This is a genomic window from Streptomyces sp. NPDC002935, assembly GCF_040611295.1.
Classification (GTDB): Bacteria; Actinomycetota; Actinomycetes; order Streptomycetales; family Streptomycetaceae; genus Streptomyces.
Window position 1 is genome coordinate 1 of the sequence record NZ_JBEXNW010000023.1, and the last position, 13,966, is coordinate 13,966.

15 protein-coding genes and 1 pseudogene are annotated in these 13,966 nt (G+C 66.1%); 10 read left to right on the top strand and 6 right to left on the bottom strand.

Annotation, left to right across the window (positions count from 1 at the left end; genetic code table 11):
• Positions 1-143: 143 nt before the first annotated feature.
• A pseudogene (locus tag ABZX90_RS27705) lies at positions 144-254 on the bottom strand (IS5/IS1182 family transposase); the annotation flags it as partial.
• Positions 255-578: 324 nt separating this feature from the next.
• Here ABZX90_RS27705 and ABZX90_RS27710 point away from each other — a divergent pair.
• Positions 579-1,019 (top strand): hypothetical protein, encoded by a 441-nt coding sequence (locus tag ABZX90_RS27710; RefSeq protein ID WP_355209151.1) that lies wholly within the window; start codon positions 579-581, stop codon positions 1,017-1,019.
• A gap of 127 nt (positions 1,020-1,146) precedes the next feature.
• Here ABZX90_RS27710 and ABZX90_RS27715 read toward each other — a convergent pair whose 3' ends face one another.
• From ABZX90_RS27715 to ABZX90_RS27725, 3 genes are all read right to left on the bottom strand, one after another.
• Positions 1,147-1,953: a tetratricopeptide repeat protein gene (locus ABZX90_RS27715; protein WP_355209154.1), complete on the bottom strand. Its 807-nt coding sequence runs from the start codon at positions 1,951-1,953 to the stop codon at positions 1,147-1,149.
• A gap of 343 nt (positions 1,954-2,296) precedes the next feature.
• Positions 2,297-3,598 (bottom strand): restriction endonuclease, encoded by a 1,302-nt coding sequence (locus ABZX90_RS27720; RefSeq protein WP_355209157.1) that lies wholly within the window; start codon positions 3,596-3,598, stop codon positions 2,297-2,299.
• A gap of 865 nt (positions 3,599-4,463) precedes the next feature.
• Positions 4,464-5,531, bottom strand: coding sequence for a DUF262 domain-containing protein (locus ABZX90_RS27725; protein ID WP_355209160.1), 1,068 nt, complete (start codon positions 5,529-5,531; stop codon positions 4,464-4,466).
• A 407-nt stretch (positions 5,532-5,938) separates the two neighbouring features.
• Here ABZX90_RS27725 and ABZX90_RS27730 point away from each other — a divergent pair, with 407 nt between their 5' ends.
• Both ABZX90_RS27730 and ABZX90_RS27735 read left to right on the top strand, forming a co-directional pair.
• A complete protein-coding gene (locus ABZX90_RS27730) occupies positions 5,939-6,343 on the top strand; it encodes a GntR family transcriptional regulator (protein ID WP_355209163.1) in 405 nt (134 codons plus the stop codon).
• A 29-nt stretch (positions 6,344-6,372) separates the two neighbouring features.
• Entirely contained in the window at positions 6,373-6,933 is a 561-nt protein-coding gene (locus ABZX90_RS27735) for an HD domain-containing protein (RefSeq protein ID WP_355209166.1), read from the top strand.
• Here ABZX90_RS27735 and ABZX90_RS27740 read toward each other — a convergent pair.
• Both ABZX90_RS27740 and ABZX90_RS27745 read right to left on the bottom strand, forming a co-directional pair.
• The gene (locus tag ABZX90_RS27740) at positions 6,926-7,399 is read right to left on the bottom strand and encodes an NUDIX domain-containing protein (protein ID WP_355209169.1); all 474 of its coding nucleotides are present in this window, start codon (positions 7,397-7,399) and stop codon (positions 6,926-6,928) included. The genes ABZX90_RS27735 and ABZX90_RS27740 overlap by 8 nt on opposite strands.
• A complete protein-coding gene (locus ABZX90_RS27745) occupies positions 7,396-8,142 on the bottom strand; it encodes a helix-turn-helix transcriptional regulator (RefSeq protein ID WP_355209172.1) in 747 nt (248 codons plus the stop codon). The genes ABZX90_RS27740 and ABZX90_RS27745 overlap by 4 nt, the downstream gene beginning before the upstream one ends.
• Before the next feature lie 337 nt (positions 8,143-8,479).
• Here ABZX90_RS27745 and ABZX90_RS27750 point away from each other — a divergent pair, with 337 nt between their 5' ends.
• From ABZX90_RS27750 to ABZX90_RS27780, 7 genes are all read left to right on the top strand, one after another.
• A complete protein-coding gene (locus ABZX90_RS27750; protein WP_355209375.1) occupies positions 8,480-8,770 on the top strand; it encodes a hypothetical protein in 291 nt (96 codons plus the stop codon).
• Positions 8,767-8,913: a hypothetical protein gene (locus tag ABZX90_RS27755; protein WP_355209175.1), complete on the top strand. Its 147-nt coding sequence runs from the start codon at positions 8,767-8,769 to the stop codon at positions 8,911-8,913. The genes ABZX90_RS27750 and ABZX90_RS27755 overlap by 4 nt, the downstream gene beginning before the upstream one ends.
• Positions 8,910-9,905, top strand: a complete 996-nt coding sequence (locus tag ABZX90_RS27760) for a DUF2637 domain-containing protein (protein ID WP_355209178.1) — start codon at positions 8,910-8,912, stop codon at positions 9,903-9,905. The genes ABZX90_RS27755 and ABZX90_RS27760 overlap by 4 nt, the downstream gene beginning before the upstream one ends.
• Positions 9,902-10,552, top strand: coding sequence for a GGDEF domain-containing protein (locus tag ABZX90_RS27765; protein ID WP_355209181.1), 651 nt, complete (start codon positions 9,902-9,904; stop codon positions 10,550-10,552). The genes ABZX90_RS27760 and ABZX90_RS27765 overlap by 4 nt, the downstream gene beginning before the upstream one ends.
• Positions 10,549-11,250 carry a DNA methylase gene (locus ABZX90_RS27770; RefSeq protein WP_355209184.1) on the top strand — a complete coding sequence of 234 codons (702 nt, stop codon included), beginning with the start codon at positions 10,549-10,551 and terminating at the stop codon, positions 11,248-11,250. The genes ABZX90_RS27765 and ABZX90_RS27770 overlap by 4 nt, the downstream gene beginning before the upstream one ends.
• Positions 11,250-11,636: an RRQRL motif-containing zinc-binding protein gene (locus tag ABZX90_RS27775; protein ID WP_355209187.1), complete on the top strand. Its 387-nt coding sequence runs from the start codon at positions 11,250-11,252 to the stop codon at positions 11,634-11,636. The genes ABZX90_RS27770 and ABZX90_RS27775 overlap by 1 nt, the downstream gene beginning before the upstream one ends.
• Positions 11,637-11,716: 80 nt before the next feature.
• Positions 11,717-13,957 carry a cell division protein FtsK gene (locus ABZX90_RS27780; protein WP_355209190.1) on the top strand — a complete coding sequence of 747 codons (2,241 nt, stop codon included), beginning with the start codon at positions 11,717-11,719 and terminating at the stop codon, positions 13,955-13,957.
• Positions 13,958-13,966 lie beyond the last annotated feature (9 nt).

The following is a 13,966-nucleotide window of genomic DNA, read 5'->3' on the forward strand; positions in this document are numbered from 1 at the left end:
AAGCATTAGTTCCCCCATGTGTAAGCCCGCGCACGCGCAATGACGTGCGCAAAGATCAGTCGCGTTCGAACTGTATCTCGACAGCTGCTGCACCCCCGCGTGGCGACGTGCGGACAGATCCCGCGGGCCCACAGTCTCCGTTACTTGTCGTGGTCGTAGCCGCGGTCCGCGAGCAAGGTGGTGGGCTGGCTGCGCGGGCGGCCGACCACACCGGCCACCGCGGGAACTTTGTCGAGCATCGACAGTAGTTGGGTGGCAAGATCCACCCCTGGCGGACGGTTACTCCACACACGGCTCCGGAGCACAATCAGAGTTCGGCTTGCGGATGGGATCTGACCAGCAGGTTCCTTGATCCCCGGAGGCGTGTGGTGCCCTCCTGTATCGCAAATAGTGCGAAGTCGGAAGTCGCCTCCGGCTCCTGCGCCCATTGAGAGGTCGGCTCCGCCGACGGGCTGCAACACCCCGGGTGTTACAGCCGCTTGTGTCTATCTGCTGTCGTCCGGCTGGCCCGTGCTGGTGACGTGCCCGGGCTGTCAGTGGAGGACCGTACGGTTTCTCTATTGGCTGATGGAGGGCAAATGCCGGAAGGCGTAAGCGAGTTCCGATGGTGGTGGATCAAGACGACCAAACCGAAGGAAGAGAAGATCTTCCTGTACTACCCGAACAGCGCGCGTACGGACTGCAAGGTGATCCGGGTGTGCGATCGGGACGGGCTCGATCACGCAATCCTGATCTGGAACGCCTGCCACGACTGCCGGTTCGGGATGATCGCGAAAATCTCGATCATCGACGAATGGCAGCGGCAGGGCCTCGGGCGGCGGCTCTTGCTGTGGGCTTTGCGGGAAAGCCCAGGCTGCGACTGGGTCACTTCGGGCCAGTCGCCTGAGGCGCAACTGTTCTTCCCGGCCATGGCGCGGGAGACCGGTGCTGCCTTCACTACTAACCGGGGTAAGTCGTGCGGACACCTTGACATCGGGAACCGGTCGTACCCGCGACCGCGGGTCCTAACCGACATCTGAGGCCATCAGACCGGACACCCCGGACAGCTGGAAACATAGCTGTCCGGGGTGTCCGTGCAGTTCAGGGCCCTAATCGGACAGTCGGACACCTGGGACCCCAGTGTTCGGAGTCTCGGTGCGCGTCCGATCAAGCGCCGTCTATTCGGTCGAGCAGAGCCTGAGCCTCGACTGTGCGGCGATGGTCCGGGCCGTATGAGGCCAGACAGGCATCGTGAGCAGCTGCGGCCTGAAGGCGAGCTTCGGTGCCGCGGCGTAGTCCCAGGAGGGCGGTGGCTATGGCCAGCTCGATGGCGCCGGTCGCTGGGCGGCCCTCCGCGGGCAGGCTGCGGCACAGCTCACGGGCGCGCTCCGCCTCGGCGAGGGCCTCCCCGTGGCGGGCTTGGCCGTTGAGGCTGCGTGCCAGGCCGATCCTCAATGCCAGAGTCAGCCGGTCCGGTTCAGGATGGGCGGCCAGGGCCTCGCGGGCGCGTGCCTCGGCCTCTGGGTGGCGCTCCTGCGCGCTGAGAGCGAAGACCAGCCCGTTACTGGCAGCCCTTACTACGTTTTGCAGCTCCCCTGTACCGCCGCTCGCGGTCTGGGCGACGGCCGCACACTCTGCCTCACACTCGGCGTACCGACCGAGCTCGGCCAGCGTCTGGGCGCGGTCGGAGCGCAGTTTCAGGGTCTGCCAGTGATCGGCTCCGAAAGACTTTCCGACGGCCGGCAGCACTTCGTCGTATATGGCGAGAGCGTCGGCGTGGCGGCCCTGGGCGCCCGTCGCGTTTGCGGTGATGCTCAGTGCCAGCGGTGTGTACGTGTCATCGTGTGGCAGTGACCGGGCCACAGCACGGGCCTCGGTCACCGCCTCTGCGTAGCGCCCGGCCGTGTACAGGGCCATGGCCCGCGACACAGGGGGTTCAGTCGTCCGCTTGGCGCGCGATCGGAAGAGTCTCATGGCCGGAGGATATGGATACTGCGCGTGGTGCTCCCGAAGGGGCGGGAATGGTCGGCAGCACCGGATGAGGCGACTGGGGCGCGCGGCGGCCACCTAGCGTGCTCAGCCACCTGAGTTCGCTACTGCGGCAGGAATCCGGGCTTCTCTTGTCCAAGCGCGCAGACGTGCCAGATACTCCTGAGCGGCTGGCTCAGAGCTGTAGCGACGCTTCATCTCGGCAGCGAGTTCGAGGCTGGTCGTGATTCCGGAGGCCCCGTGTGTCTCACGCGTTCCAGCAGGTCAGAGACTTTCGGGCACCCGATGGCGTCGCTGGCGTCCGCGAATAGGCTGCGGCCAAGGATGCTCACTCAAGCAGGATCTCTTCCGGCCGCCGATTCGTGATCACAGTCTCCTGCCCGGCCAGTATGTGCTCGATGCAGGCCGTGAGGTTGCCGCCGTGGTCGTCACGGGCCATACCCCTGAGCTCACGGACAAGGTCCAAGCCGTTGATCAGGACGATGGGATATTGGTCCTCCACAATCTCGGTCTGGGCTGGCTCCGAATAAGCCCCGGTCGTGACGTACACCCCGATCCAGCCCCGCCGGAGTCGGGCCACGATCCGAGCGATCTGCTCTGCACTGACGAGGTTGTCCAGCTTCACGCACTTGGCCTGGCCCAGTACAACGAGGCTGGTGCCAGCCAAGCCGCTACCGAGGTCGATGCGTCCCACGAAGTCGGCGCCGCCGTCGCCAGACCGTCGCGTCAGCCATCCTTCGACGTAGCTGTGCCCCGAACCGCGCAAGACCCGGGCCGCTACAGCGGATGCCAAGGCCTCAAAGTCGTGCTTGCGCCCATCGAAGTGCTTGTAGACCAACTCCAGGTCGACAAGCTCAGGGCTGCCGGGCTGCGGCCGTTGGTCTCGGACCTTAGTGACCTTGGCACGTGCCACGCGGCGCCGCAGCCTGGGCAGTGCCGAATTGCCGTTCTTGACCCACTCGCGCCAAGCCTTCGGTGCAAGGTCGAGGGCGGCGGAGTCAGCTACAGCCCCATTCCTGCGAGCCTCGATCCACTCCCACGTGACCTCTTCGTCCTCGGCAGTCAGGTCGATCAGGGCAATGTCGTAGACGTAGTTGACAAACGTCGTGTGCTCGCGCCCGCCCCACTGCACCAGGCGCTCGGTCCGCTCGATAACACCCAACCCACAGAACTCGACATGCCCCTTCGGCTGGCCGTTGCGCGACACGGAACGGAACAACAACAGGGGAGTTGCCTTCGTCCGATCCTCCGGGGTGTGGCCCTGATAGCCGTCGAAGGCATCCAACAGCGTGGCGTTCCCCGTGGTGGTACCGGGAGTAGCGCTCAGGCCAGCCTTGTGGTCACCGAAGTAGCGGACGTGACCGTTGTCCATATCGAACACGTCGTGCCACGGCGTCTGCTCGGTGCCAGCCTTCCACGGACTCGACCGGATGAAGATGGCCGGCCGACGTGCACCACCTGGCGCCGAGACCTTGGCCATGCCGTTGATGCCACGTTCGAGCAACGCCCGCTTCAGGCCCGGAGAGTGCGTCACGTGATGGAAGTTGGGAAATCCGTCGACCTCAGGCGACGCCTGGTCCTTCCCACTCGCATATCGGTACACCTGACCGACGCGCAGCCGTCCACCCACGATGACCCTCCTCAAATGTCGCTTTCCCGCGATGTTCCACGGTCAGTAGATTTGGGGCGCTGAAAGCTCACCACATCATGAAATTGAGCGTCGTCTTTTAAGTCATGGGCGAGCTTATCTGCTATCGATCTAGGAAGCGACGGGCGCCCGAGACTGATTTCTCGCCCGAGCGGCCGTCCAACCGGAACTGCCCAAATTAGTTTGTTGCAGCTTCTGTGACTAGCTTGAGGCAGTCCACCCAGTGTGAGAAATTGGCAATGCCGCCGACCCCGGTTTGGCACATGTGGCTGTGCGCGTCGGTGCATCCCTGCCGGAAGTGACGCTTCATACGGTCGTAGGTCTTGTCGCCTTTGTGGGCGCAGAAATTCCGCACCTCCCTAATTTCCTCGATTGGATTAGGGGCGGAGTTTCCGAACGGAAGGCTGATGCTGTTGGCCGTAACGGCGCCATACAGTGGATGCGTGGCCGGAATAGTCAACGACTGACAGATGTCTAGAAGCATCTCGGGAGCGGACCAGGTGGGCTCGCCACCCATCATGCGAATTCTATTATTCTGGCTGAACGAGTCAGTCTTGAGTTTTCTCAGCGCATCGCGCTCGTTACGTGGGCGCCTCGGCACGTAGCGGGTTCCGGACCCTCCAACCGTTTCACTCGCAGCGCTGGTTATGACGACAGACCGTATGAATCGTCCCCACAAATCCCAGAGTGCAGTAAGGCAGCCGTCGGTGGCAGGTATATATGCAACCTTGTATGCGGAGACGGGAGCCATCGAGGCGCACTGATGGAAGCAGCTCTCAATTTCGTCTGCTTCGCGACCAAAATCCTTACTTATGTCACGCAGGTTGGGAACCACCCCCGAATCCCCTTACATGTCGTAGAAAGACTTCCCAGCGAGTGCGCGGCAGAAATACTCAAAGCGGACCTGGCGGCTAGCCATGCGCTGGCTGGACGATCGCGCCTCGATGAATGGCAGTGCGCGTTTGTCCAGGTCTTCTGCCGGGGTGTCGATCGCAGTGTTGAGGTGGCCGATGGCGGTCACGGCCAGGTCTCGATCGTTCAGCATCGAGCCAGGTTCCTCGACCTTTGCGAATGCCAGTCGACCCTCCGGCAAAACCCCCATGCTGTACATGACAGCAGCTGCCAGTATCAGGAAATTCGGGCGCGTGGAAATCGCTTCGTTCTTGAAATCCGCCAGCAGGTCCGAGGTTGTCTGCATTACCTGGATAAAGAGTTCCTCTGAAGGGAGTTCGCTTTCCAGGGTCTCGATGTGCGACTCGTAAAGCTCGGTGATATCGGAGTCGGCTCCCTCGGCAACTCCTCGCATCATGAACCCGAGTAGTTCCGCGATGGTCGAGTGGTCATTCATGCGGACTCTGTCGCGGTTTGAGATAACCCCCAGCTCCCAAACGAACGGGATCTTTCGAGTCAGGTCCTTCACATACGATGAAAAGGCGTTGTCGAAGCGGGCGTTGCGAAGCTCGGATCCGTTCACCGGTACGGCGTACGAGTTGATACGGAGAAATACTTCCAGGACGTCTTCGTCGCTAGCATTGATGAGTTGCTCGCAGGTTAGCTTGTAAGCCAGGAATGCATCCTTCTCCTCATCCTCCAGGTCGGAGTACCTGTATCCCCGGTACTCTCCTGCCTTGGATGTGAGGGCGAACTTGCCGGCTGCGAAATCAATGATTGTGCGAAGTCGCTGCTGCCCGTCCACGACGTCACGGATTGTTCGCCGAGTATCCCTGTCGATATTGGTGCGTAGTAGAAGTTTCGGGATGGGGTATCCGCGAATAATTGAGTCGATGAGGTAGCTGCGTGCAGGAGACGCCCAGACAGGACCTCTTTGGAATTTCGGATTCAGGTTCAGCTCTTTATCGTCGTCCCATTTTAGGAATTCGGCGATGGTGAATGTCTGTGGTGCGCTGCCCTGCATTTTTCGCCCTTCTGGTGGTCCGAATCTCGCTGATTCTAACGGCGGATGGGTGCCTGGGTGTGGGTTTTGTGGAGCCGACCGCCCCAGCCACCGCGGGTTGTCCCACCCATCAACCCTGAGCCGTAGGCGCGCGGGCCGCACGCGCCTCGCGTGCGCGGCGGGTGCCTTGATCAGGTAGGGAAAACGTCACTCTCCGGGCTGTAACACCCCGCGTGTTGCAGCCGTCTGTGACCGGACAGGCCGGACAGCGGTCTTCTGAACTGTCCGGCCTGTTAGTGCTGGTGAGAGCCATATCCGGACAGTCGGACAGCTGGGACACACAGTGCGGATCCACGTGGGAAGCTTGAACGCGACGGTCTCCGAAGGAGGAATGCGTGCCGAGCCCTAGCCCTCGCGGGACGTATCAGGTGATCTCTCAGGCGTTGCGCGAGCGGATCGCCGCTGGGGTCTATGTGGACGGGTTGCCGTCCGAGGCCGAGATTGGGCGCGAGTTCGAGGTGGCTCGTACGACAGTTCGGCGCGCGCTGCATGACCTCGAGGAATCGGGGGACATCAAGACCGTTGCCGGCGTTGGCCGCATTGTCGCCGGGGGTGCTGGGAATGCACCTTACGAACGGATCATGGCCGACCTGTTGGATCAGATCCGGAGCGGCGACCTGCCCTCTGGAGCGCGTCTTCCCAGTGAAGCCGCCCTTGTCGAGAGGTACGGGGTGTCTCGTGGCACGGTTCGCCGGGCTGTGCGTGAGCTGGAGACCGCCGGCCATGTCGAGGCGCGGCACGGGGTTGGTCGGTTCGTCAGCTCTCCTTCCTGAACTCCCGATTGCCTCGGAGGCAGTAGAAGATGCAACTGGCCAAGTGGGCCTACGATCTTGCTGAGTCGCTGTTGGCCGACAACCTGCCGCAGCGGTGGGCGCACTCCCAGAGGGTTCACTCCCAGGCGCTGACCCTGGCACCGACGCTGGGAGAGGACGCCGAGCTGCTGGCGGCCGCAGCCATCGTGCACGACATCGGTTATGCCAGAGACGCCGTGGATACCGGACAGCACATGATCGACGGGGCCCGGTACTTGCGCGACGTTGTGGAGGCTGACCCACGCCTGTGCAGCATCGTGGCCTTCCACACGTCCTCGTCGTGGGAAGCATCCCAACTTGGGCTGGACGATGCGCTGACCGAGTTCGGGCCCGCCGAACCCGAATTGGTAGACGCGATCACCTACTGCGACCTGACCAGTACTCCGACCGGGGACCTTGTGGACCCTGCCAAGCGGCTCTCCGAAGTTCTGGAGCGGTACGGTCCCGAACACGTCGTCTTCCGGGCAGTATCCGAAGCCCGGCCCGAACTCATGGCCAGGGTGGCCCGGGTACGGAGCCGAGCCGAGGCAGTGGAGACAAAGCTCAACTGATCAACGGGACCTCGGCGTTGCGGAACCCCGCTTCGAGGCGTCGACGTGTAGTTGGCGAGACATCGAGAGACGCCAGCTCTGTTCTCGGGACCCACCGCACTGCGAATGACTCCGAACTCACCTTGATCTCGCCGCCGAGCGGCCTGGCTCGGAAACAGAGCGAGAACTCCTGACGCACCTCTCCGTCTGCGAAGGCGATGACGTGTCCGGGGTCGGTGAAGATGCCGACCAGGCCGACCACTTCGACGTGAATCCCCGTCTCCTCCAGGACCTCCCGGACGACGGTGCCAGCGATATTCTCCCCGACTTCCTGAACGCCACCGGGCATGCCCCAGCGCCCGTTGTCCGAACGTTGCTCCAGGAGTACGTCGCCCGCGTCGTTGACGACGAACGCGGTTACCGCGGGCACGATGCTGTTGGCCTTTGGCGCGGCTGGATCGTTGAAGTAGTCGGTACGGCGACTCATGAGGACCCTTCAATGGGGATGGCTTCGGACCACACTTTCTCGAAGCTCTGCTGGTACGTCGAGACCAGCTCGGCGCCAGCGACACGGCGGAGGTGGAGCACCGGGGCCATGGGGGCGCTCACCCCGTAGACCTGCGTGTTGACCAGCCACTCGTCGTCGGAGCGGTAGAGCGAATTGTGAAGAGTTGACCTGTGCTTCCGGAACTCGATGCCCGGGACCGAGTACAGCGGACGGTAGAGCTTCATGACCTCGCGCACTTTGTAGGCGACGCCTTCGCCTATCTCCTCCTCTTCGCCCCGCCGCTGGATCTCCGGACTGCTGGGGTCGCCTAGCAGGATCCGGGCCCGTACGCCGGACGACGCCTTCAGCTTCAGCAGTTGGGGCCACCGCGGGTTCTCCGCGAGGAAGACGCCCGCGTGGACGAGTAGGCCTATCTCCCGCTGAGCGCGGCCAAAGAGCTGAAGCCAGAGATCCGGGGGAACGTAGGAGCGGTGCGGGTACACCTTCAGGACCTCGGCGTCGGCTGCGTCCTGACGCTGGCCGTCGGGAAGGCCGTTCGGCCAGAGATATGCCTCGTCTTCGCGCAGGAACGCGGCGACGGCAAGGCGGTGGCGCCGGTAGGGCGCACGGTCCTGAGTTATCCAGCGCTCGACGGTCTTTGGGTCCACTCCGATGTGGGTTGCCATGGCGTCGACCGTGATGCCGTTCGTCAACATCGCTGATCGTAAGCGTTCGTTCGCCATCCCAACTCCCGGGGACGTCTGGGGACGTGCATGACTCAGTGAACGCTAGCGAGGACGTCCCAAGTCGTCCAGGGACGTGGTGACTTCGTCCCACCCGTGAGCGGCAATCTGATGTCACGCCGCAGGGCAACCCGAAAGCAGTGAAGGACTTGACAGCCGCAATCAGGCGCGCCACTGTGAGATACACGTTCAAGCATGTATCGCATGACTGAACGGGCAGCCATGGCTGTCCCGACCTGTTCAAGCACGCCCTGCGGCGGGACTCCCCAGCAAGGTCGCCCGCCGCCGGGTTCTCCCTGCTCCTTCGACTCAGGAGAGATCTGTGAGTAGTTCGAGGTTGCGCACGTTCGTTGCAGGCCATGAGGCCCTGACCACGAACGACTTTGTGGAACTGGCGCTCGGCACCCCGGTTGAGCTGTGGCTCGGGGTGGAGGGCGAGACGGACGAAGAGCGTGCGGCTCGCTTGGATGCGGCGCGCGACATCCTCGCCGACAACCCGCATCTGCCCGACGCCGTGAGCCGGATCGCCGCCGAGGCGATCGAGTCGTACGCGCCGGAGCTGTTCAACGTCATCCCGCTGGCCCGTCCCGCCGGCCGTCGCCCGGTGCGCAAGGGGGCGGCGGCATGAGCGAGGACCAGAACTTCCAGGACCGCATGTTCCTGGAGAGCGAGGCCGTCTATCAACGCATCGTCGACGGCCAGGCCGGCGACGTGGAAGCCGAACTGATGGAGGCCCAGCTCCGGGCATCTCAGGACGGTGAGAGCGCATGAGCGCGCCGGAGACCATCGAGAGTCCGGCCGTGCCGCCGCTGACGACACCGGAACTGTGGCTGTTAGGCGCGGTCGCCGTACTCGCGGCCAGCGTCGGCGGGCTGGGCCTGGCCTCTTCCTTCGAGGCCGTGTCCGCGGCCGGGGCGCGCTGGGGGTTCGCCTCCCCGTGGATGCTGCCGGTGGGCATCGACACGGCGATCCCGGTGTTCACTGCAGCGTTCCTGCTGCTGATCCGTACGGACATGCCACTGGGCTGGGTGAGGTTCGTGCCGTGGGCGCTGACTGGGGTGACGTGCTGGCTCAACATCGCGGCTGGGCACTCGCTGTCCGCGAAGCTCGCGCACGGCACGATGCCGCTGCTGTGGGTGGTCCTGTCCGAGGTGGCCGCGCACGTCTACGCCTCTCGCATCGGCGCCGTCACGGGCCGGCGGATGGAGAAGATCCGTCGCTCGCGCTGGGTGCTCGCCCCGCTGTCGACGTTCGCCCTGTGGCGCCGGATGACGCTGTGGGAGGTCACGTCCTACTCCGATGCTTTGGGGCGGGAGCGTGAGCGGCAGTTGGCCCGTGCGGAGCTGCGCGAGCGGTTCGGCCGGCGGTGGCGTTCCAAGACACCGCGGCCGCAGCGGGTGCTGTTGAAGTTGGGCGAGCTGGCCCCGGCCAGCGACGACCTGTCGCCCGTTCTGCCGCAGAGCGCGGAGCCGCCGAAGCAGGAGACGCCCAAGCCGCCGCGCAAGCGCACCGTCAAACCCAAGCCCAAGACCGGCAAGGCACCGCGGACTCCCGCTGAACTGCTGGCCGAAGCCCGCGAGGCCACGGCCGAGTGGGCGGACGACGCGATCAACGCTGAAGCGATCCGCACCACGCTGCACTGCTCGGCCGCAAACTCCCGCGTGCTGCGGGACCTGCTGCTCGGCGAGCGCGCAGACGGCCGACGCCTGCACCCCATCGACCGTACCGACGACGGCGAGCGCGACGAGGGGGCGGCAGCATGAGCACCCCGGCCACCGTCCTGCTCCCCGCACTGGCCCCGGCCGCGGGCTGGGCTGTCCACGCCTGGAGGCTGCGGGCCCGTCTCAACACGGCACGGCGTGACCCGCTGACCGGCTTATGGACCCGCGACGGGTTCACCTGCCGCGCCACCGCTCTGCTCAAGGACCCGCGCGCCGTGGTGGTGCTGGCCGACGTGGACCGCTTCAAGCAGATCAACGACACTCACGGCCATGCGGCCGGGGACGCGCTGCTGAAGGCGACCGCCGACCGGCTCACCCACCACGTCGGCCGTGCCGGGGTCGCCGGGCGGCTCGGGGGCGACGAGTTCGCCGCCGTCGTCATCGATGACCACGGCACCGCGGGCGACCTGCTCGCCGTCCTGCACGGCGTGCTCGCCCGCCCGGTCGACGGCCACGACCCGGACGTACACACCACGGTCTCGCTCGGCTGGGTACGTGCCGCGGACTTCCCCGACGATGACCTGTCGGGGCTGCTGCGGCGGGCGGATGAGGCGATGTACGCGGCCAAGCAAGCGCGCGCCGGAATGCGCCGGGCTGGCCTGGGTCGGCTGTTCGCGACCGTCACCGGTCGTCGTTCCGGCCGAACCGGGGCCCGCACGAGTGCGCCGGTCGTGGGGGTGGCGGCATGAGCCGGCCGCGTCTGCTCGATCTGTTCTCGTGCGCCGGTGGCGCCGCGATGGGCTACCACCATGCGGGGTTCGCCGTGGACGGTGTGGACATCGTCGATCGGCTCAGCTACCCCTTCTCGCAGCACCGGGGCGACGCCCTGGAACGACTTGCCGCGCTGATCTGTTCCGGGGAGATCGAGCGGTACGCGCTCGTGCACGCCTCTCCGCCGTGCCAGGGGAAGTGCGCTCTCACGGTGGGCACCAATCAGTCGCAGGGTTGGGGCGGCACGCACGAGGACCTTGTGGCCCCCACCCGCGAGCTGCTCGACCGGACCGGTCTGCCGTACGTCATCGAGCAGCCCAACGGCCGCGCGCAGATCCGTAAGCACGTGACCTTGTGCGGGGAGATGTTCGGGCTCGGGGTGATCCGGCACCGCAATTTCGAGTTGGGCGGCTGGACGACCACGCAGCCGGTCCATGTCCCGCACCGCGGACGGGTCCGCGGGTATCGACACGGCCGCTACTTCGACGGCCCCTATGTCGCCCCGTACGGCTCCGGCGGCGGCAAGGCCACCGTCCCCGAGATGCAGTCGGCGATGGGCATCACATGGACCGACGTCCGCGGAGAACTGACCGAGGCGATCCCGCCCGCCTACACCGAGTGGATCGGTCGACAGTTCCTCACGGCTGGCGACGTGTCCGGGGCGGTGGCGGCCTGATGTCCACGGCGTTCAATGAGTGCTTCGACCCCGACGGCACGCGGTACGGGGTCCCCACCTTCCCGTGGCGCTTCGCCCCCGATGGCTACGCCACCCGCCGTCAGCTCCGGGACCGCGGGCTGAGGCCCGGCGGACAACCGATCGCAGCGCAGGTCATGCGCCGCCACCGGGGCCGGAAGTCCGGGGTTCAGGTCGCCTACCTCTACCGCGTCGACCACGCCCGTCTCGTGCGGCCGATGACCTCCCGCAAGTGGGGTGCGCTCGCCCTGGCGATGCTCGCCCGCCGCACCTGCCCCCTGTGCCTGTTGGACGCCGGATACGTCATCCCGACCTCGCTCGGAGCCTGCGTGTCCTGCGCCTACCCCGAGGAACAGTGCGCCGCATGACCAGCACGGCGGGCCCGACCGCTCACCTCCTACAGCGACGGCCGGGCCCGCCCTTTCCCTCCCGAGAGAAGGAACTGTCAGTGAAACACCCCGACGACGACAACGAACTCTTCAACCGGCTCGAAGCCGAAATGACCGACCCCGGTGCCCCGGCCGGGGGCGAGGTGGTCGACCTCGGCAAGGCCCGCACCGCGCGCGGTGAGTCGACCGACCCGGCCCCCGACCCGTCGGCCGACTCCGGTCCGTCGCAGTCGGCCGACCCGGAGCCGACCGGGTCGGCCGACGGACGGCCGACGCTGGTCGACAGCACAGTGCCGACCGTGTCCGGCCCCGGCGTGATCGACCGGATCAAGAACTCCAAGCGGCTGGACGTCTTCCCGGCCTGGCTCAAGTCGGCCGCGGAGTTCCGGGAAGCACTTGGCTGGCTGGCCGGGCACGCCTGGCACACCGTCGCCTTCCACACGGTCCGCGTCCCGGTCGTCTACCTGCCCAAACTGATCTGGCGTTCCCCGCGCGGCGCCCTCCACACCCTGGCCAAGGTCGGCCGCTGGTCCGTAGACGCCGAGGGCGAGGCACTGCGCCAGTACACGGCCACGAACGAGCAGGTGGATGAGTACCTGAAGCTCTCCCGGCAGCGCGACCGCCGCGTCCGCCTGCGGATGATCCTCACCATCATCGGCTCCCTGTTCACGCTGGGCACGGTCCTGTTCCTGGTCTACGGCGCGGAGCCGATGACGCAGGTCATCGCCGCCACGGTGGCGGTGCTCGGCTTCGGGCTGGCCGGGGCGCCGGCGGATGCTCCACTGGCGACGCGGGCGGTCATCAAGACCGAGGTGCAGAAGCTGACCAGCGACATCGTGATCAAGGCCATGGCCTCCATCGGGATCGGCCAGATCGCCAGTGCCGTGGCCAAGGGCAAGGACGGCATCCAGTTCGCCGCTCCCATCACTCGCGAGGGCCCCGGCTGGCGCGCGGACATCGACCTGCCGCTCGGAGTCACTGTCGCGGACGTAGCCGACCGGCGTGCCCGACTCGCCTCCGGCCTGCGCCGGCCGCTCGGGTGCGTGTGGCCGGACGCCGACCCCAACGAGCACGAGGGACGCCTGATCCTGTGGGTGGGGGACCGGGACCTGTCCAAGACCGGCATCGTCAAATGGCAGCTCGCAGGCGCCCGCAGGCACGACATCTTCAAGGGCATCCCGTTCGGCCTGGACCCGCGCGGCCGTGGCCAGTCGGTGCCGATGATCCAGCACAACGTGCTGATCGGCTCCCAGCCCGGCCAGGGCAAGACCGCCTCCGTCCGCGTGCTGGCCTGCGGTGCGGCACTGGACCCGTCGGTGGAAATGTGGCTGCACGAGCTGAAAGGCACCGGCGACGTGGACGCCCTCGCCTGCACCTGCCACCGGTTCGTCTCCGGCATCGACGACGACTCCATCAAGTACGCCGCCGACTCCCTCACCCTGCTGCGCGCCGAGGTCATGCGACGCGCAGCCGCGATCAAGAAGCTGCCGCGAGACCTGTGCCCGGACAAGCGCATCACCCGCACCATCGCCGACAAGCGCTCGCTCAAGCTGTGGCCGCTGCTGGCCGTGTTCGACGAGTGCCAGAACCTTTTCGCCCACCCCAAGTACGGCAAACAGGCAGGTGAGGACGCCGAGTTCATCATCAAGCTCGGTCGCGCCCTCGGGGTGATCCTGATCCTGGCCACCCAGCGCCCCGACAAGGACTCGCTCCCGACGGGGATCAGCGGCAACGTGTCCATCCGCTTCTGCCTCCGGGTCGCCGGGCAGGTCGAGAACGACATGATCCTCGGCACGAGCGCGTACAGGAACGGCGTGCGCGCCACCGCATTCCGACCGGAGATCGACGCAGGCAACGGCTACCTCGCCGGTGCCGGCCCCCTGCCGAGCGTGGTCCGCACCGCCTACCTCGACGACCCGGCCACCAACACCATCGCCCAGCGCGCCCTCGCCCTGCGCAAGGCCGAAGGCACCCTGTCCGGCCGTGCTCTCGGTGAGGACGCCGAGAGCACGGCCGGACCGTCCTACGACCTGCTCGCCGACGTCGCCGCGGTCGTGCCCGCCTCGGAGAAGCGGGTGTGGAACGAGCGGATCGCCGCCCGGCTCGTGGAGCTGCGGCCAGCGGTCTACGGCGGATGGAAGGGCGAGAACGTCACCAGCGCGCTTAAGCCGCACGGCATCAAGACCACCGGCATAGCCGGGACTACCGACGACGGCGAGCGCACCACCCGCCGCGGCATCGTCCGCGACGACCTCACCACCGCGATTGCGGAGCGTGACGGAAACCGGGGTGCCGCCTAGCCCCGCACC